This is a genomic window from Dyadobacter sp. CY312, from assembly GCF_021390535.1.
Taxonomy (GTDB): Bacteria; Bacteroidota; Bacteroidia; order Cytophagales; family Spirosomataceae; genus Dyadobacter.
Map to the genome: position 1 here is coordinate 180,970 of NZ_JAJUXG010000011.1, position 18,917 is coordinate 199,886.

The 18,917-nt window shown below is 42.3% G+C and carries 11 protein-coding genes; 6 read left to right on the forward strand and 5 right to left on the reverse strand.

Annotated elements, in window-relative coordinates; genetic code table 11:
- The first annotated feature begins 21 nt into the window (after positions 1 to 21).
- Positions 22 to 798 carry a glucosamine-6-phosphate deaminase gene (locus tag LZG71_RS15785; protein ID WP_233821932.1) on the forward strand — a complete coding sequence of 259 codons (777 nt, stop codon included), beginning with the start codon at positions 22 to 24 and terminating at the stop codon, positions 796 to 798.
- 138 nt (positions 799 to 936) lie between these two features.
- The gene (locus LZG71_RS15790) at positions 937 to 2,319 is read left to right on the forward strand and encodes a putative oxidoreductase C-terminal domain-containing protein (RefSeq protein ID WP_233821933.1); all 1,383 of its coding nucleotides are present in this window, start codon (positions 937 to 939) and stop codon (positions 2,317 to 2,319) included.
- 77 nt (positions 2,320 to 2,396) lie between these two features.
- On the opposite strand, the gene LZG71_RS15795 is transcribed toward LZG71_RS15790, so the two are convergent.
- The 5 genes from LZG71_RS15795 to LZG71_RS15815 all read right to left on the reverse strand — a co-directional run bounded on the left by LZG71_RS15795 (position 2,397) and on the right by LZG71_RS15815 (position 7,532).
- Positions 2,397 to 3,047: an outer membrane lipoprotein carrier protein LolA gene (locus tag LZG71_RS15795; RefSeq protein ID WP_233821934.1), complete on the reverse strand. Its 651-nt coding sequence runs from the start codon at positions 3,045 to 3,047 to the stop codon at positions 2,397 to 2,399.
- Between the two features lie 134 nt (positions 3,048 to 3,181).
- On the reverse strand, positions 3,182 to 5,710 hold the full coding sequence (locus LZG71_RS15800) for a DNA translocase FtsK (protein WP_233821935.1): 2,529 nt from the start codon (positions 5,708 to 5,710) through the stop codon (positions 3,182 to 3,184).
- A 48-nt stretch (positions 5,711 to 5,758) separates the two neighbouring features.
- The gene (locus LZG71_RS15805) at positions 5,759 to 6,790 is read right to left on the reverse strand and encodes a quinone-dependent dihydroorotate dehydrogenase (RefSeq protein ID WP_233821936.1); all 1,032 of its coding nucleotides are present in this window, start codon (positions 6,788 to 6,790) and stop codon (positions 5,759 to 5,761) included.
- A 59-nt stretch (positions 6,791 to 6,849) separates the two neighbouring features.
- Positions 6,850 to 7,335, reverse strand: a complete 486-nt coding sequence (locus LZG71_RS15810; RefSeq protein ID WP_233821937.1) for a DUF6036 family nucleotidyltransferase — start codon at positions 7,333 to 7,335, stop codon at positions 6,850 to 6,852.
- Positions 7,326 to 7,532: a hypothetical protein gene (locus LZG71_RS15815; protein WP_233821938.1), complete on the reverse strand. Its 207-nt coding sequence runs from the start codon at positions 7,530 to 7,532 to the stop codon at positions 7,326 to 7,328. The genes LZG71_RS15810 and LZG71_RS15815 overlap by 10 nt, the downstream gene beginning before the upstream one ends.
- A 395-nt stretch (positions 7,533 to 7,927) precedes the next feature.
- On the opposite strand from LZG71_RS15815, the gene LZG71_RS15820 reads away from it, so the two are divergent.
- The 4 genes from LZG71_RS15820 (at position 7,928) to LZG71_RS15835 (ending at position 18,917) form a co-directional block, all read left to right on the forward strand.
- The gene (locus LZG71_RS15820; protein ID WP_233821939.1) at positions 7,928 to 10,339 is read left to right on the forward strand and encodes a TonB-dependent receptor domain-containing protein; all 2,412 of its coding nucleotides are present in this window, start codon (positions 7,928 to 7,930) and stop codon (positions 10,337 to 10,339) included.
- A gap of 321 nt (positions 10,340 to 10,660) precedes the next feature.
- The gene (locus tag LZG71_RS15825) at positions 10,661 to 11,374 is read left to right on the forward strand and encodes a hypothetical protein (RefSeq protein WP_233821940.1); all 714 of its coding nucleotides are present in this window, start codon (positions 10,661 to 10,663) and stop codon (positions 11,372 to 11,374) included.
- Between the two features lie 126 nt (positions 11,375 to 11,500).
- A complete protein-coding gene (locus LZG71_RS15830; protein ID WP_233821941.1) occupies positions 11,501 to 16,480 on the forward strand; it encodes a translocation/assembly module TamB domain-containing protein in 4,980 nt (1,659 codons plus the stop codon).
- Positions 16,470 to 18,917 carry a BamA/TamA family outer membrane protein gene (locus LZG71_RS15835; protein WP_233821942.1) on the forward strand — a complete coding sequence of 816 codons (2,448 nt, stop codon included), beginning with the start codon at positions 16,470 to 16,472 and terminating at the stop codon, positions 18,915 to 18,917. Before LZG71_RS15830 ends, LZG71_RS15835 begins: the two co-directional genes overlap by 11 nt.

The window sequence follows — 18,917 nt, forward strand, 5'->3', positions numbered from 1 at the left end:
TACACACTTAAATATACAGATATGAAAGTCGATAATTTATTCATACGCACGTTTGATACAAGGCAGGAGTTGGGTGAAACAGCCGCCAAAATGATGGCTGATAAAGTCCGTGAATTGCTTGACGTTCAGCAACAGGTAAATATTATTTTTGCTTCCGCACCTTCACAAAATGAGTTTTTAGCAACATTGGCAGCTGAGGAAGATATTGCATGGGAAAGGATCAATGCTTTTCACATGGACGAATATGTTGGTCTTTCTGCTGAGGCGTCTCAGAATTTTGGCAATTTCCTCAAAGTCAAATTATTCGACAGCGTGAACCCCGGTTCTATTTTCTATATAAACGGTAACGCTACCGACATTGATCAGGAATGTGAACGCTATCAGGATTTGTTGGAAAAATTTCCTGCTGATATCGTTTGTCTGGGTATTGGAGAAAATGGGCATATTGCTTTTAATGATCCGCATGTGGCCGATTTTAACGACCCTGTTTTAGCCAAGAAAGTTGAGCTGGATCTGGCAAGCCGTAATCAGCAGGTAAACGATAAATGTTTTGAAACACTGAACGATGTACCCACAGATGCAATCACCCTCACGATCACCGCTTTAATGAAAGCGCGTTTTGCTTATTGCATGGTTCCGGGTACAACAAAAGCGGAAGCAGTACTCAATACGGTTATGCAAAGCATCAGTGAAGAATTTCCTTCAACCATTCTGCGAAATCATCCCAATGCAGTTTTGTTTATTGACAAGGACAGTTCAGGGAAACTGGGGAAAGTTGCGTCTTATAATAGGGTATGATGGATACAGGCTCGTTTTGAAAGAAGTTGATAATCCATTTGAAGTCAAACAATCTCAATCTTCTCAAAAAAATATAGAGTAAAATTGTAACCGCAGCCAGTTATTAACGTTTAGCCGCTGAATTTTAATCAAAATCAAATGAAGGGAAAACTGTTTATGATCGCCGTAACAGGCATATTAGCATTGAACCAGGGATGTAGTCAAAAGAAGGAAGAGTCTCAGGAATCTAAAAAACCTTTGAGCCTTATTGTTGTGGAACCCGGGCATTTTCATGCTGCATTGGTACAAAAGTCCATGTATGCAGATGTTGATTCCGTGGTGCACGTTTACGCTTCCGAAGGTCCGGACGTGAAGGCATATCTTGACAAAATCGACAAGTACAACACCCGTGCCGAAGAACCGACCAGCTGGAAAGAGGAAGTATACACAGGTGCTGATTTCCTGGATAAAATGTTATCTGAGAAAAAAGGTAACGTCGTTGTTTTAGCGGGGAATAATCAAAAGAAGACAGATTTTATCAAGAAATCGGTGGACGCAGGTTTGAATGTACTGGCCGACAAACCGATGGCTATTGACGCTGCCGGATTTGATAAATTACAGGAAGCATTCACCAGTGCTGAGAAAAACAAGGTGCTGCTGTACGATATCATGACGGAACGTTACGAGATCACCAACACATTGCAACGCGAGCTGGCAGCACTTCCGGATATTTTCGGAGAACTGCAAAAAGGAACACCAACGGATCCGTCTGTTGTAAAAGAAAGTGTACATCACTTTTTCAAATACATTTCAGGAGAAGCACTGGTTCGTCCGTCGTGGTTTTTTGACGTGAATCAGCAAGGTGAAGGAATGGTGGATGTAACCACGCACCTTGTTGACCTGGTTCAGTGGAGCTGCTTTCCAAATGTCATTTTGGATTATAAAAACGACATAAACCTGCTTTCTACCAAACGTACTGCTACCAAAATCACTCCCTCGCAGTTTAAGCTGGTGACTAAAAGTGATACTTATCCTGACTTCCTGAAAAAGGATGTGACAGACAGTACACTGAACGTATATTCCAACGGAGAATTGAATTATACACTTAAAGGTGTGCACGCGAAGGTTTCCGTGATCTGGAATTTTCAGGCTCCCGAAGGAACCGGAGACACGCATTATTCGATCATGAAAGGCTCTAAAGCGAACCTGATTGTGCGCCAGGGGAAAGATCAGAAATACAAACCGGTACTGTACATTGAAACAAAAGAAAAGGGCAAAGTTTATGAAGACGCGGTAGCAGCAAGCTTTAAATCAGTTCAGGACAAATTCCCGGGCATTGAATTGAAGAAAAACAAAGCTGGCTGGGAAATCAGTATTCCTGCAAAATACGATAATGGCCACGAAGCGCATTTCGCACAAGTTGCCAACAAGTATATGGAATATCTGAAAGCCGGAAAACTGCCTGAATGGGAAGTACCAAACATGATCGCCAAATATTACACAACAACGCAGGCGTTGAAACAGGCGAAGGAGAAGAAATGATGGTTGAATCAAAACCAAAAATGGGTGCCTGCGACAAACGCGGACACCCATTTTTTTATAATCTTTAAAAAATTCTTTTATCTCAAATCGACAACCTCCACGCCTGGATATTGTTTGGCATTGAAGGTAAAAAAGGTATCTGCCACATTAACATCCGGCTGAAACTGGTCCAGTTTGTAAGTTACCTTGTCTCCACTTTTCTGGAAAATCTTCCAGTTATTAATAGATTTATCGGCTTTATTCACCTGAATTTGCACCTTACTTACCTGGCTATTTTTGTTGGTGGGAGTCAATTCCACCACTTCCACAACCTGGCTTCCTACTTTTTCCTCTTTCAGAAAAGCGTACTTAAATCCTTTTTTATAAGCTGAATAAATCTTGGTCGGATCCAGGTCGCCTGTTGCCGTAGGATCGAAATCCTGCAAATTCACTTCGTTGGTTTCTTTAATGTACGTCGCCATGAGTTTACCATCGTTGTATATTTCCTGTCCAGCCATTTTAAGACGAAACTTGGTACCCTTCACAGTCACATCACCTTTCAGCGCCTTGCCACCTTCCGGCGCATAGGTAAACAACGCCTTGAAAGACTTGATCTTCTGATATTTGGCACTCATCGCATCCAGAATCGCAGTCGATTTTTTATCTCCTTGTGCTGCCGCATCATTGGACGCTACGATATTCAAAACTGAAAAGACCAGAAGAAATATCGAAATTTTTATTTTTTTCATAATGAACAATTTGGTTCTTAGCGGGTTATTTAAATAAATGCTTTTAAAATCTGATTACTACAAAATTTAGACCAACCCGAAAAGGAATGGTTTAATATATACCCTGAACAAACGGAGAGACGTTGTTGGAAAACTTAGTTGATGCCCATGCTACGCAAGTGATCTTCCAGTCCGCCCAAATCCATAAACATCACATCTCTGGCTTTACTACCTGTGAACGGTCCTACCACACCAATCGATTCCAATTGGTCCATGATACGGCCGGCACGGTTGTAACCCAGTTTCATTTTGCGCTGGATCAGAGAAGTACTGCCTTGCTGATGCGTCACGATCAAACGTGCTGCTTCGGGAAGCAAACCGTCAAAATCATCCACATTCACCTCGCTCTTGCCTTCTGCTCCATCTTCTCCTTCGTATTCAGGAAGTGCGTAAGCTTCGGCGTAACCTCGTTGAGACCCAATGAAATCGCAGACATCTTCAATTTCCCGGGTGTCGATAAACGGACATTGCAAACGGATCACTTCCGAATTAATTGAAAGTAACATATCTCCCTGGCCTACCAACTGCTCAGCACCACCGGCATCAAGAATGGTACGGGAATCTATACTGGAAGTAACCCGGAACGACAGACGTGCAGGGAAGTTGGCCTTGATCAAACCCGTAATAACTTTTACGGAAGGACGCTGCGTGGCAACCACCAGGTGAATACCGACAGCACGGGCAAGCTGGGCCAAACGGGCAATCGGCGTTTCCACTTCCTTACCTGCGGTCATCATCAGGTCGGCAAGCTCATCAATAACCAGAACAATATACGGCAGGAATCGGTGCCCCTTTTCGGGGCTCAACCGGCGCTGCGCAAACTTGGAGTTGTATTCTTTCAGGTTTCTAACTGATGCTTCTTTCAGCAAGTCATATCGCGAATCCATTTCAATACATAATGAATTCAGCGTAAAAATTACTTTTTTGGTATCCGTAATAATCGCTTCACCAGAGTTTGGCAACTTGGCTAGAAAATGCCTTTCCAGCTTATTGAACAGTGTAAGTTCCACTTTCTTCGGATCCACCAATACGAATTTCAGCTCGGCCGGGTGTTTCTTGTAGATAAGCGAGGCCAGAATCACGTTCAATCCCACAGACTTTCCTTGTCCGGTAGCTCCGGCCATCAGTAAGTGAGGCATTTTGGCAAGATCTGCAATGTGGATTTCGTTCGAAATCGTTTTTCCCAAAATCACCGGAAGGTCATAAGTAGACTTCTGGAAACGCTCGTTTGCTAATACCGACCTGATGAATACGGTCTCGCGGTTCTTGTTCGGCACTTCAATACCGATCGTTCCGCGTCCCGGCATTGGTGCTATAATACGAATTCCAAGTGCAGCTAAACTTAGTGCGATATCTCCTTCAAGATTTTTGATTTTCGAGATACGCACGCCCGCTTCCGGAATGATCTCATACAGCGTCACCGTTGGCCCAATGGTTGCTTTAATCTTGGAGATATTGATTCCATAGCTACCGAGCGTCTCTACAATCCTCTTCTTATTTCCTTCAAGTTCATCATGCGATACTTTTTCGTGCGCATTTTCGATGACTTCATTCATCAGTGATACATCCGGAAACTGATATGAAGGCAAATCAAGTGTAGGGTCATACTGTCCGAACTCACGTAAAATGGACGCGTTTACATCTTCCTCTACAAGCTCTTCCGTTTCGGTCACTACAGTTTCCTCCACTTCCAACGTCAACTCACCAGGAATTACCGGTCTCACAGGTATCGGCACCATTACTGGCTCCTCTATAATTAATTGCGGTTCCGGTTCGGGCTGTGCCTCCTCCTGTGTCTCTGCCTCAGCTTCCTCCAGTTCTTCCGTTAACTCTGCCTCATCTTCTTCAACATCGTCATAAGTGTCGTCCACTACCGACACATATTTACTTTCCTCCACTACTTCTTTCACCTCAACCGGCGACGCAACGCCGTCCGTTTCGTTGGCAGTAGTATCAGTCAAAGGTTCGGGTTTAAAGTTTCTGCTCTGCCAGGTTTCTATTGCATCTCTGAAATCATAGAAATAAACAGCGAAGAGGAATAAGGCGAAAAGTATCGGTATGATGCTCCCCCATTTAAGCCAGTCGAACAGAATAACGTTGATGGCATAACCCAGGCCTCCTGAAATAAAACTCAGGCTGCTTTCCTGATTGCTCATCAGAATCACATATCCCATGAGCGTACTACCCCATATCAGGAAGAAAATTACTTCTTTGGTTATCTTACTAAGTACGTACGGTTCTCTTTTAAAGGCAATTTTCCAACCGCCGAGAATGGAAACGATCGGAATTAAAATGGCACTGATTCCAAACCAGCGGTAAACAAAAATGTGTGATATGGTTGCCCCAAGCACCCCGAGTACATTGCGCGTTTGTCGCCCTGCATCTCTGATCGACTGCTGACTCAGGCCATCGACGACACTCTGATCCTTTATGCCGGTAAAAATGTAGGAGATAAAAGATACCTCCATGATAAGACCTAAAACGATGAAAAAGATACCCCACGCAAGCGTACCTTTTGGACTTGAAAAAATACCTTCCCAATCAACCGAAAAACGGAGACGTGAACCCGTGGCTTTTTCTTCCTGCTGCCGTTGTGTATTTCCCCGGGGTTTATTAACTGCCATCTAATTATGCTTGGAATGTGTGAAGTGGATTGGTAAGTTATGGGTCGATCATCGGCTGACCATTGCTTTGCATATTCTGCTGGCAAGACCAGGACCCTCATAAATAAAACCTGTGTACAATTGCACCAGGCTTGCTCCTGCTTTGCGTTTTTCGAGTGCTTGCGCGGGTGTTGAGATTCCTCCAACGCCTATCACAGGAAATGCGTTTCCGGATCGCTCGCAAAGGTAGCGAATTACTTCCGTCGAGCGATGTGCGAGTGGTTCGCCGCTTAATCCTCCCGCCCCAATACTTTCAATTTCTGATGCGGAAGTCTTTAAATTTTCACGACTGATGGTTGTATTTGTTGCAATTACGCCGGCAATTCCGCTCGTTTTCACAATTTCAACAATATCATCCAACTGACTATTCGTAAGATCCGGTGCTATTTTAAGGAAAATGGGTTTCGGAGAAAACTTCTCTTTATTGCGTTTTTGTAATTCACCAAGGAGCGCCGTTAGCGGCTCTTTTTCCTGCAATTCACGCAGTCCCGGTGTATTGGGTGAACTTACATTGACCACGAAATAATCAACTACATCGAAAAGTTCTCTGAAACAGGTCAGGTAATCACTAAGCGCCTGATCATTAGGGGTATCTTTATTCTTCCCAATATTACCACCAACCAGTATTTTGGATTTTCTGTGACGAAGTTTTGCTGCCGCTACCTCAACTCCTTTGTTGTTAAAGCCCATTCTGTTTATCAGAGCCTTGTCTGATTTTAGACGGAACAAACGTGGTTGTGGATTGCCCGGCTGGGCTTTTGGAGTAAGCGTTCCAATCTCAATAAAACCAAATCCAAGTGCTTCGAGTTGATCCACCATTTCAGCATTTTTATCGAAACCTGCTGCAAGTCCAACCGGATTACGAAACCGCAGACCAGCAACTTCCTGTACGAGGTCAGGATGCTCAAAGGTATACAGAGAACGCAAAATCTGCGGAACAAATGGAATCTTGAACGCCAGGTGTAAAACCTCACAAACGAAGTAATGAACGCGCTCTGCGTCAAAGAGAAAAAGAACAGGTGCAACAAGAAATTTATACATGTTGCAAAAATAGAAGGTTTGTAGAAAGGGACGGGTTGATATTGGGATTTTATTTTTGATCAAATTTCTGATTCACCTTTGTTTTTTATCTCCAAAAAATCATCTATCATAACTACATCGCGCAGATCCTGTGGACGTCGGGCTAAAATCTTCAACTCTCGCAGGTCATTTAAATGTAAAAAATGAATTGTACTCTTTTGAGCATTCTCAAATTTTCGTGAGCGTGTGAAAAGAGTATCAAAATCAAATTTGTGATGCACATATGTTAGTATATCTAATTCATTATTAAGCCCAAACACTTGACTTTCAGTAAATTTCATCATGATAAGCTTACCCAAATCTTCTTCATCGTAACCCATACAGAGCAAAACTTCTATTAATCTTTGTCCGTTCTCCTCAGTGGGTTTCATCCAAATATCTATATCATTTGTGGCACGATTTAACCCATTCAGAAACATCGCAAAACCGCCAATAACCATATACTCTAGTTTCTTAACTTCGGCACATCTTGTAAAATCAAGAAAAATATCATTTTCTAAATCCATGTTGCTTCCTTTATCTCGATTGTGCGTCTGGCATTCGGATCTTTCTGAGTGCCCATAATTTTATTGAATCTTATTTTTTCCTCAAAAAACTTTCGATAACGTACCTCTGGTGATTCACTTAATCCTTGCTTGAGTGATTCCAGATAAGGACCATTCATATCTTCATAAATCCGAATTTTTCTCTTCCCTTTGTCCATGTTTTCTTTATTATCATAAACGTAAATATAACACAAACAGCATTTTTCTCAATTATTCTGTCTTTATCAAATAGCAAAAATTAACCTTCAGGAGAGAATCTCATTTTTCATTATCAGCTCCAAAAAATCTGTCCCTCCTACTCAGACCGGAAAAGTGCTAATCCGCAGACTACCATAATATTCCTCAAAACGTACGAGCTAACCTCACTTTACCAACTAAAATACTGCGTATATTGATTTTCTTGTAATTTTATGTATTATATTGCATCGAAAGTGCGTTACAACCTATAACGGTAAAATCATAAAATGCATTTGTAAGGACATTCTACAATAAGGACTGGCCTTACACTATACTAGCCGCATACCTAATCCCTAACATAACCTAAATCCTGATTGTGAAGAGTAACTCTTTTCTTGTACCTCTTGTCACGCTATTCCTTTTGGGTAGCGCTCTATCTGTCTCCTACGCTGCCGAAAAAAAGTCATCTATCGCTGGTGGCAATCTTGTCGGCAAAGTTGTTGAAGCTCCTAACAATACCGGTGTCAGTTTTGCTACGGTTGCTTTGCTGGCGGCTAAAGATTCGTCTCTTGCGGTGGGCAGTGTTGCCGATTTAAACGGGGTATTTAGCATTCCCAATGTAACGCCCGGCAATTACATTGTTCGGGTTACGAACATCGGCTATCAAACCCTCTTTGTTCCTAATGTAAGCGTTGCGACAGAAGCAAATGTGATTGACTTAGGTATGCTCGTAATGGTTGCGGAAGCGCAAAAACTGAACGAAGTCACCATCACTGCCGAAAAATCCATGATCGTGGATGACATCGACAAGAAAATCATAAGTATTGGTCAGGACCTGCTTGCCTCGAGCAACAGCGTGAGCGATCTCATGGAAAAGCTTCCGGCGGTATCTCTGGATGAAAACGGCAATCCGCAGGTGCGTGGAAAAGGAAATGTGGTGGTCCTTATTGATGGAAAACCTTCCAATCTTTATGGTAACGACTTGCCAACTATCCTGCAATCTTTCCCTGCCAATCTGATCGAGAGAATTGAGGTGATGACAACACCTTCTGCCAAGTATGAAGGCGAAGGCGCGTCCGGAGTTATCGATATCATTACAAAAAAGGTGAAAATACGAGGTACAAACGGAGGAGCAAGGCTTAGTCTGGGTAACAAAAAGAACAATAGTGCGTCAGGGAATGTCAATTACAAAGCCGGTAAATTCGGACTTACTTCCTCGATAAACGCGCAGTCGACAAACAGGTATTCCAAAAGAAGCCTGAACCGCGAAAATTTCATATCCGAAACGCCCACGTTCCTGCAACAGACAGGAACAGGTGAAAATAACAACAAAAACATTTTTGGAAGACTTGGTTTAAATTACGATTTCAACGAGAAAAATACCCTGGAAGTTGGAGCAAATTATTCCCGCAATAACAGTGGAAACAGAAGTGATATACTAAACCAGACCACTTTCGGAGACGGTTCAATAAAAGAAGAATTCACGAGAATTAATCGGGGCAATGGCAATGGCGAAAGCATGAATATGAGTCTCGACTACCGGAAAAAGTTTGATAAGGAGAATCAGCTGTTTTCATTTACAGCTAACTATTCCCTGGGAGAATCGGGTAATGATTCCTTTTTTGATCAGGAAAGCAACATCGACAGTCTGGATCGTCATCAGAAAAACCTTCGAAACAATAACAGGAGATCTTTGTTCTTAAATTCAGATTACACCTGGCCAATTACCCCCAAGGCTACGCTGGAAGTTGGAATACGGTCACGATTTAATACCAGCGACAACACCAATTCATTTTATAATCTCAATGCAGAAAATCAGGAATTTGTTTTTGATCCCCGGATTAGTAACATTTTCGGTTATAAAGATCAGACCTACACCGGTTTCATGACATTCAGCAAGAAAACGGACATGTGGGGAATCAGAGCTGGCTTGCGTGTGACGGATTACAATCAGGATATTAATCAGATCAGCAGCAACCGTCAGTTTGGCGTTCATTTCCTGACATTGGTTCCTTCGCTTGCCATTACGCGAAAGTTTAATGACGTTTCACAATTAAAACTGAATTACAGCCGTCGGGTACAAAGGCCTGAAGCCGACTGGCTAAATCCATTTACCGACGTTTCTGATCCTCGTAATATTCAGACAGGTAATCCGGACCTGAAACCAGAATTCACCCATAAGGCAGAATTAGGCTATTCCAGCTATGAAACTTCCGGCGGTTGGGGACCTTCATTATTTATGGATTATTCCAACAATGCCATTACCCGGATCAGGACCATTGACGAAAACGGCATTGCACTAAGCCGGTACGACAACGTAGGAAGAGAAATGGCCTATGGGTTTGAAACCGACTTTTCCAAGACGGTTTGGGAAGTTTTAAAGATAAATGGAAGCGGACGGGTTTTCCGTAGTGAGGTGGTGTCTGCCATGGCGCAGATCGACAACCGCACCTGGAGTTACTCAGGAAATCTGAACGCCTTCATAAAGCTTCCCATGGATTTCAGAGCATCGGCCTACCTCAATTATGAAGGCCCCAGAGCCATTGCGCAAGGAACAAGGGAAGGAGTCTTTGTTGCCAATATGGGGATTAGAAAGGATTTATTGGAAAAAAAAGCAACAGTTTCTTTCAACATACAAGATATATTTCTCTCACGAGCATATAAAAGCCAGCTAGCCACAGAGACTTATTCACAGAATTCCTTGTGGCAGCAAACCAACCGATTGATCAACCTAAGCTTTAATTATAGGTTTGGTAAAATATCCAGCAGGAGTGGCAGTGGTGCCTAATCAACAAGGTTTAATCATATTTAGAGGGAAACATGAAGGTTCGATTCATGTTTCCCTCTTGCTTTTACAGTACATGCCTCATTTGGACAACTTCATGTATTCTGATTTTACATTATGCAAAGATATTTCGCCTCTGCGATCTGTTCTGGGTGTATTGGAATAATTATTGCTTACTTTAATTTTGAAGTTAACAAAAGTTAACGGTGGCGCTTGATTTAAACTTTGTACAATAAGAACACTCTAAAAAAATGTTGTAAGAATTACTTACTCTTGTGTAATTCGTATTACTATTGTACAAATCAAAATAAAAACAAAGTCAACATGAAAAAGATCTTAAGTATCTCAATCGCACTGCTTTTAATACACACGCTTACTTTTGCCCAAAAACTACCAGCGGATTCTATATTTGCCAACTATTATAAAGCTACTGGTGGCAAAGCATTGTGGGATGGCATAAAATCTTACAGCCTGAAAAGAAGCTATGCATCTGCATCGGCTGCACCATTTGAGGCAAACGTTTCGGTATCTATTCCGGAACAATCCATGTACAAATCCAAAGTGATCATGAGACGTAACTTCGAATACGGTGTAAAGCCAAATGAAGGATGGATCAAGGTTCCAATTGGTAATAAAATTGATGTGAAAGACCTGAGCCAGGCAGAGCAGGAAAACATGAGGTATGAAATTTATGAAAACCTTGCTCCGTTCATTGATTACCAAAAAAGAGGACTGATTGCAACAACTGTAGGTACAGAAGCAGTAAATGGTGTTACAACCAACCATGTGGAAATGCAGGGTAAAGGAATTAAATACAATCTTTATTTTGATGCAACAACCGGTTTACTAGTTCGTCAGCGTGAAACATTAGCTGGAGTTGAAACAGTATCAACATATTCCAGCTATGTGAAGTCGCCTTACGGAATTAGCTACCCAACAAAGATTGTACAAGTTAACAGCAGAGATAAAAAGCCTGTAACTGTTACATCAAGCCTGAATGTAAATCAGACTATCGCTCCCGAGGTATTCAAGCGATAATTCAGAGTTAAGAAATATAAGCGTTTAATGCTGGATAGTTATCTAATCATAACTATCCAGTTTTTTTAGATTAATGAGTTTGCAAATTGCCTGGATTGACCTTAGAACCAGGCTTAACTTATAGGAATGAAAAAGGTATTGAAAGTATTGGCGGTCATTCTCCTGACGATATTAATTCTGATAGGTGTTCTTATATGGGGCATTCAAACTCCAACCGGACAAAATTTCCTGACCGACCAGGCTAACTCATACCTTAGAAAAAAGCTCAAGACCAATCTCAACATTGAAAAGGTTCGCTTTGATGTACCCGACTGGATTATGCTTGAAGGCGTCTATTTCGCAGACCAGAAAGGTGATACGCTGCTATACGGAAAAAGGCTGTATGTAGATCTGGACATGTATAGTCTGATAAAAGGCAATGTAGGAATCAACAAAGTAGAGCTGGAAGGAATAAATGCAAATATTTATCGTACGCTACCTGATACCGTTTTCAATTTTCAGTTTATTGTCGATGCCTTTGCCGGTCCCGAAGAACCCGCTCCTGTCGACACCACATCCGCACCGATGGAAATGCGACTGGATCGGATTGCGCTAAAAGATGTCCGTTTGTCGTACCGAGATGCTGTTATAGGTACGGATGCCGAAGCAAAAATCGATTCCGGTTCGGTTCAGTTTGACAAGTTTAATCCTTCACTTTCTCAATACCATCCTACGAAAGTGATGCTGCTGAACAGCGGTGCCAAACTCCGGATGTATGCGGCACTAAAAACAGACACTACTGCCACACCATCAAATCCTGCCGACTCTCTGGATCTTAAATTGGGAGATATTGACATTCGCCAGTTCGACTGGGTGTTCACCGATGAAACCTCCGGATTAAAAAATGGTGTAACCGTTGGCAAACTGGAAGGAAAGATCAACAAGATATTTATGGGTAGCCAGCATGTTGACATCCAACACATCAATCTGGAAAACATGACTGCTTATGCTGAGTTCGCTAAAAAGGCAACCAACGGTGCTAAAAAATTGGGCAAAGAAATTGATAAAGCGACAACCACTCCTGAAGAAGTAGCAAAAACCCCGTCAAAATCTCCGGATGAAGCTTCTGGCTGGGATGTAAAAATCGGCCAAATTGCGCTTGTTAATAACAACTTGCGTTACGACGATTTCAATTCTCCAAAAATACCGAAAGGCCTTGATTATGGTCACTTAGACATAAAAGACCTTAACATCGATTTACAGGAGTTCATCTTCTCGCCTGAAAACATTGCAGGCGCGCTAAAATCCGGCTCTTTCAGAGATAAAAGCGGATTCAGAATAGATCAGTTTCGCACCAACTTTGCTTACGGAAATGAGCAAACTTATCTGAAAAATTTATTCCTAAAAACCCCAAATACGCTCCTCCGGGATGAACTTGTACTCCGGTACAAAAATCTGGATGAACTAACCAAAGACATTGCCAAAGTAAACATCAGGCTCAAATTGACCGACAGTCGTGTTGCTTTTGCCGACCTGTTGTTGCTCGTACCCGATCTGGCAACGACGCCACCATTTGATAAAGAACCCAACGGAGCACTTAATGGAAGCGGATTGGTAACAGGGACCGTTGACAATATGCTTATTTCCAAAACAAAATTCACCATGCTGGATGGTACCGTGCTAAGCCTCGACGGACGTGTGCGAGGATTGCCTGATGCAGATAAACTGGCATTGGACATGAATATTGGCGAGCTGTCGTCCACGAAGCAGGACTTGCTAAAAATGCTTCCGGACAGCGCATTACCAGCCTCAATAGAATTACCGGAACAGATCAAAATATCAGGAAAAGTGAATGGTTCAATGGCCAACCTTACCCTGAATACCACCATCAATACTTCTTTCGGCATTGGTACATTTGCCGGGAATCTGAAAAACATCACCGACAGTATTCAGGCAGAATACAATGGTACATTAAGTTTTCAGGATTTTGACCTGGGTAAACTGATGAAGCAACCGCCCGAAGAGATGGGCAAACTTACCCTCACAACAGATGTAAGCGGTGTTGGATACGATCCCAAAAGCATGCAGGCAAGTTTGAACGGTACGGTTCAAAGTGCAGATATTAAGGGTTATGTGTACAGAAATCTTACATTAAACGGAAAAGTTGACCGAGGTCTGGCTGATATCTCGGCGAAAATGAATGACGCCAATATAAAGGTAAACATTGACGGACAGGCCGACCTTTCCAAAGAATTCCCATCTGTAAAAGGTGATGTCAACATCGATCACCTTGATCTGACTGCACTGAATTTTTATGCGGATTCTTTGCAGATTAAAGGCGATATCAAAGTGGATATGCCATCTACAAATCCTGAAAACCCATTGGGTACAGTTAATATCGCCGATCTGGTGCTGACCCATCATGGCAAACCAGTTGGCGTTTCGGATATCAATATGAGCCTTACGGATTCGAGTGGACAACGCCAGGCTATTATTGATTCGCCATTCCTGAAAGCGAAAATGGAAGGTGAATTTGTATATACCGAACTTGCGGATGCGTTATTCACCGAAGTGAGTAAAAACTTCAAAGCACCGGGAATCACCTATACACCTGTTACGAAACCTGTCAATTTCACGCTGGATGCGACGGTAACCAACCACCCGGTTTTCAAAATAGTAGCTCCGCAGCTCACAGAAATGAAGCCGATCCGTTTTGAAGCAAAACTCGACAACCAGCAAGATTCTTCGATTGTAGCGAGCCTGCATATTCCCGTTGTAGAATATGACAGTATCCGTACAGAAAACGTAAGGGTAAAATTCAGTAACCTGCAACAGAATGCTGTGCTAAACTCCACCATTGGACTTGTAAATACCGGCGGATTCAGAATGCAGAATGCATCTCTTGAAAGTGATATCGTAAATAATGATCTCAAATTTGATTTTACCGTAAGAGATTCGGCTCTGGTAGAACAGCATTCGCTAAAAGGAGACTTGCTGGTTGCGGATAACAGATACCGCCTCAACCTTCGCGACAAATTGCTTCTCAATTATCGCAATTGGGAAACAGACACTTCCGGCTATGTGCAATATGCGACAGATAGCGTTTTTGTTAGCAATCTGGTGATTAAAGACGGGAATCAGTCTTTGATCATTAACTCAACAACTCCCGAACCAAACAGCCCGCTGGATATTCAAATGAATAATATTGCCATCGGACCTATGATTGCCATCGCTACCCGCGACTCTACCATGGCAACTGGCTTACTCAAAGGCAAAGTGTTACTGAGCAATTATATGGTTTCTCCGGTGTATACAGGAGAGCTGACGATTGACGATCTGGCTGTAATGAAAATACCAGTCGGAAATCTGAGTCTGCGCTCTACCAATGAAACTGAGAACCTGATTCGTGTGGGCATGTCGCTTGTTAGTGATAAAAACGACATGCGTATGGGAGGTAGCTATAATTTAAAAGACGAAAAAAATGCCCTCAACTTCAACATGGATTTACGGAAGTTAAGCGCTGAAACAGTGGAGGCTTTCAGCTTTGGCGAATTGCAGAAAGCAACAGGCAATCTCAGCGGAAAGACTAAAATCACCGGTTCGACTGACAGTCCGAAACTGGATGGTTCTGTTGACTTTGATAATGTCGCTTTTAACGTAACACAACTGGGTGCAAGGTACTCTCTGGACAAACAAAAGATTCAGTTCAACGGGCAGAACATAAATTTCAACAACTTTGTTATTTCCGATTCGCTTAAACAGCAGATGAAAATTAATGGGAATGTGAACATTGCCACTTTGCCTGATGTGGGTTACAATCTGACCATTGGTGCCAAGAATTTCACTGTTTTGAATTCCACCCAGAAACAAAACGAAATGTTTTATGGCAAAGCTACCATTGATGCGAATTTGACCGTAAAAGGAAAAGGAAGCAAGTCAGTTGTAGATGGAACTGTGAAGGTGGATCCGGGAAGCGATATCACCTTTGTGATGACGAATGAGGCCACCGAAACAGGTGATGCAAGCAAAGGTGTGATCGAATTTGTTGACATGAGCGATTCCACACAAGTTGTAAAAGCAGACTCCGCCGCCGCCCAGCAAATCATGGTCGATTTCGCATCGGAAATATCTCTGGATATAGATGTGGACGACAAGTCGAACTTTAAAGTGGTGATTGATGAGCTCAATGGTGACAATATTCAACTAAAAGGAAATGCGAAGCTGAATACAGGTGTTGCTCCCAATGGCCAGCTTTATTTGATTGGCGCTTATGACCTGACCGAAGGATCTTACGACCTGACTCTTCAGATTCTTAAGAGACAGTTTGAAATAAGAAAAGGAAGTAACCTCATCTGGACGGGAGATCCGATGAAAGCCGATCTGAACATTACTGCCGTTTACGAGGTAATGGTGGATCCGGGCTCAATAGACAACAATTACAAAGGCGACCGAAAAATCCCTATCGAAGTGCAGATTATCATTACCGGAAACCTGTCAGCTCCGAACATCACATTTAATGTTCAACCTCAGAAGGATGTATCTCAAACAGTACAAAAAAGCCTTTCGGATCAGACGTTCTGGAATGATATGAAAAACAATCCGTCTGAAATGAACAAACAGGCGTTTGCACTCCTTATCACCAATAAATTTATCACAGAGCAAACCTCATCGGGCTTCAATATTGGTTCCAGTGCCGAGGCAATTGCCCGCCAGAGTGTGAGTCAGCTTCTCAGCGATCAGCTGAATAATTTGGCTTCGGATCTGGTAAAAGGTGTCAATCTGGATCTCGATCTTAACTCGACTACGGACCAGGCTGCCGGTGCACGTACGGATTTGAATGTAGGACTGAGCAAGGCATTTATGGGCGACCGACTTAAAATATCGGTTGGTAAAAACTTTGAGCTCGAAAGCAAAAGTCAGACACCAAGTTCATCTCAGGTATTCGACAACATTGCGCTTGATTATTCACTAAGTAAAGACGGACGCTATTTATTCCGTGGTTATCGAAAAAATCAATATCAGTCCATTCTTGAAGGTTTTATTATCGAAACCGGAGTTAGTTTTATTGTGACGGCAGACTACGATTTGTTCCGTGAAATTTTCCAAAAGCAAAAAAATGAGAATTAGTATATTAGCCTTCTTTGTGATATGCATTGCGTTGAGCAGCTGTTCGGTTCAAAAATATGTACCGGAAGGGCAAAGTATCTATGTTGGCAATAATGTGAAGGTACAGCCCGATTCAATTTCCAAACCCAATGTTTCGGGGCTGGAAGAAGGACTTGAAGCAATCATTAAACCTACTCCAAACAAAACCTTGTTCGGTTTTCCCTGGAAAGTTTGGTTCCACTATTTTATTGGTGAGCCTAAAGATGAAGGCGGGTTGAAAAGCTGGTTCAGAAAAAAACTGGGCGAGCCACCTGTTTTTGCTACACAGCGCCTGTTGGACATCAATGCCGCCAATATGGTGGGCTACATGGACAACGAAGGTTATTACCGATCTTCAGCCAAAGGAAAACTGAAAGTTTCAAAGAAAAAAACGGCCACTGCTGAATACGAAGCATATGTAATGCCAAGATATTTTATCAACCAGGTTAATTACGTTGTACCCGATAGCTCCGGATTTAATAAAGATCTCGTTAACGCCAGAAAAAGCACATATTTAAGAAAAGGAGACCCCATCCGGCTGGATGTGGTTACAGCGGAGCGTTCCCGCATCGATCAGGAATTAAAAGGAAAGGGATATTATTATTTCAACCCGGATTACGTTATTGCAAAGGTCGACTCCACAATCGACAGACAGGATTCAACACTAGGTCCGCAGCAGGTAAACATTTACCTGGAAGTAAAAAAGGAGACGGCTCAAACAGCATTGAAGCAGTATTACATCAACAATATTTTTGTTAATACAGGAACAAAAGAAACCGCTGATGCAGATAGCACGGCACTAAGACAACCGCGTCGCAGAGGTATTCAGGTAACAGATCCCGGAGAGCTCTACAAACGACGGATCTTTTATGACGCAATTGGTTTCCGAAAGGGGAACTTGTATACCAACAGAACCCAGGATGTATCTGTAACAAGACTTGTAAATTTTCAGAATTTCAAATTTGTCAAAAACACTTTTGAGCTTGTCCCCAGATCCGATTCGGCATTATTGGATGTGCGTTACGATCTGGCTCCTATGAAAAAGAAGTCATTACAGACCAGCGTAAGTGCCAGTACAAAATCCAATAACCTTGGAGGGATGGAGCTAAACCTAAACTGGAAGAACCGTAATTTCCTCAGAGGCGCAGAAATTCTTAGTCTTAGTGCATACTATGGTTTCGACGTACAGTTAGGTGGAAACAAAGTAGAAAATCCTAACAGAGTCGGTAACGAATTTGTTAGATATGGTGCCCAGGCAAGTTTGTCTTTTCCTCGTTTTGTTATTCCGTTTTATAGAGTACGTCCAGAGAAAAGCCAAATTCTACCTAAAACCGTGTTGGCTTTAAATTATGAAAATAGAGTTCAAAAAGACTTTTACACAACAACGTCAATTCGGGCAGACTGGTCGTACGTATGGAGCAAAAACTCCAGGCTGGAACATACTTTAACACCTATTGCGTTGAACTATGTCTCCCCAAAGGTTAATAATCTTGAGAGATATGTACAGATCCTTGAAGATCCAAGTATTCCCGAATTGGAAAAGAAAAGGTATCTTACTTTGGTTGAAACAAGCTATTTTATCATGGGGTCCAATTATACGGTTTCCTTCCGACCCACACCAAAACCATTTAGTGAAAATCAGTTTATACTTATTGGAGGAGTAGACTATGGTGGAAACTTGTTAAGCTTATTTGGAAAAAAAGATTCTAAATCCATCACGCAAGCAAAAAACTTTTTAGGTGTACCAATTCTTCAGTTTGCCAAATTTGATGGCGAAGTGCGGTATTACAGAACCATCAATTCAAAAATTAAATGGGCCAACCGTTTTGTGGGAGGTGTAGGAATTCCGTATGGAAATTCAAGAAATACGCCATTGCCACAATTCAAACAGTACTTCGCTGGTGGTAGCGTAGGTTTGCGTGCCTTTCGTGCACGTTCATTGGGACCGGGAGCCTACAATGCAGACACGACGTCAGTTAGATTATTGGGCTACAATTCATTTGGTGATATCAGGCTCGAATTGAATTCAGAAGTACGAATGAAATTTACAGACATTATTAATGGAGCTATTTTTGTAGACGCAGGTAACATATGGTCTTACAAAGGTGACGTAGGTGACGGCTATGGAGCAGAATCTGTCTTCAATAAAAATACCTTCCTGAAACAGGTCGCTGTTGGTGGTGGTATCGGTTTACGCCTTGATTTCTCATTCCTTATTTTCCGCCTCGACTTGGCTATTCCTTTCCGCAAACCGTGGTATACCAATACGCCAATAGAAACGGATCCGGACGCACCATGGGATCCGGACGCTCCTGTTGTTTACAAAAACCCCTGGGTGTTCAAGGAAATTAATTTTGGAAGCAAAACCTGGAGAAAAGAAAACCTGGTGCTAAACATTGCAGTTGGTCTTCCGTTTTAA

What these genes read in the sequence shown, in the direction of transcription:
- LZG71_RS15825 (WP_233821940.1), top strand. Translation starts at nt 10,661, where the DNA reads ATGAAAAAGATCTTAAGTATCTCAATCGCACTGCTTTTAATACACACG.
- LZG71_RS15835 (WP_233821942.1), top strand. Translation starts at nt 16,470, where the DNA reads ATGAGAATTAGTATATTAGCCTTCTTTGTGATATGCATTGCGTTGAGC.
- LZG71_RS15805 (WP_233821936.1), bottom strand. Translation starts at nt 6,790, where the DNA reads ATGTATAAATTTCTTGTTGCACCTGTTCTTTTTCTCTTTGACGCAGAG.
- LZG71_RS15800 (WP_233821935.1), bottom strand. Translation starts at nt 5,710, where the DNA reads ATGGCAGTTAATAAACCCCGGGGAAATACACAACGGCAGCAGGAAGAA.
- LZG71_RS15830 (WP_233821941.1), top strand. Translation starts at nt 11,501, where the DNA reads ATGAAAAAGGTATTGAAAGTATTGGCGGTCATTCTCCTGACGATATTA.
- LZG71_RS15815 (WP_233821938.1), bottom strand. Translation starts at nt 7,532, where the DNA reads ATGGACAAAGGGAAGAGAAAAATTCGGATTTATGAAGATATGAATGGT.
- LZG71_RS15785 (WP_233821932.1), top strand. Translation starts at nt 22, where the DNA reads ATGAAAGTCGATAATTTATTCATACGCACGTTTGATACAAGGCAGGAG.
- LZG71_RS15810 (WP_233821937.1), bottom strand. Translation starts at nt 7,335, where the DNA reads ATGGATTTAGAAAATGATATTTTTCTTGATTTTACAAGATGTGCCGAA.
- LZG71_RS15795 (WP_233821934.1), bottom strand. Translation starts at nt 3,047, where the DNA reads ATGAAAAAAATAAAAATTTCGATATTTCTTCTGGTCTTTTCAGTTTTG.
- LZG71_RS15790 (WP_233821933.1), top strand. Translation starts at nt 937, where the DNA reads ATGAAGGGAAAACTGTTTATGATCGCCGTAACAGGCATATTAGCATTG.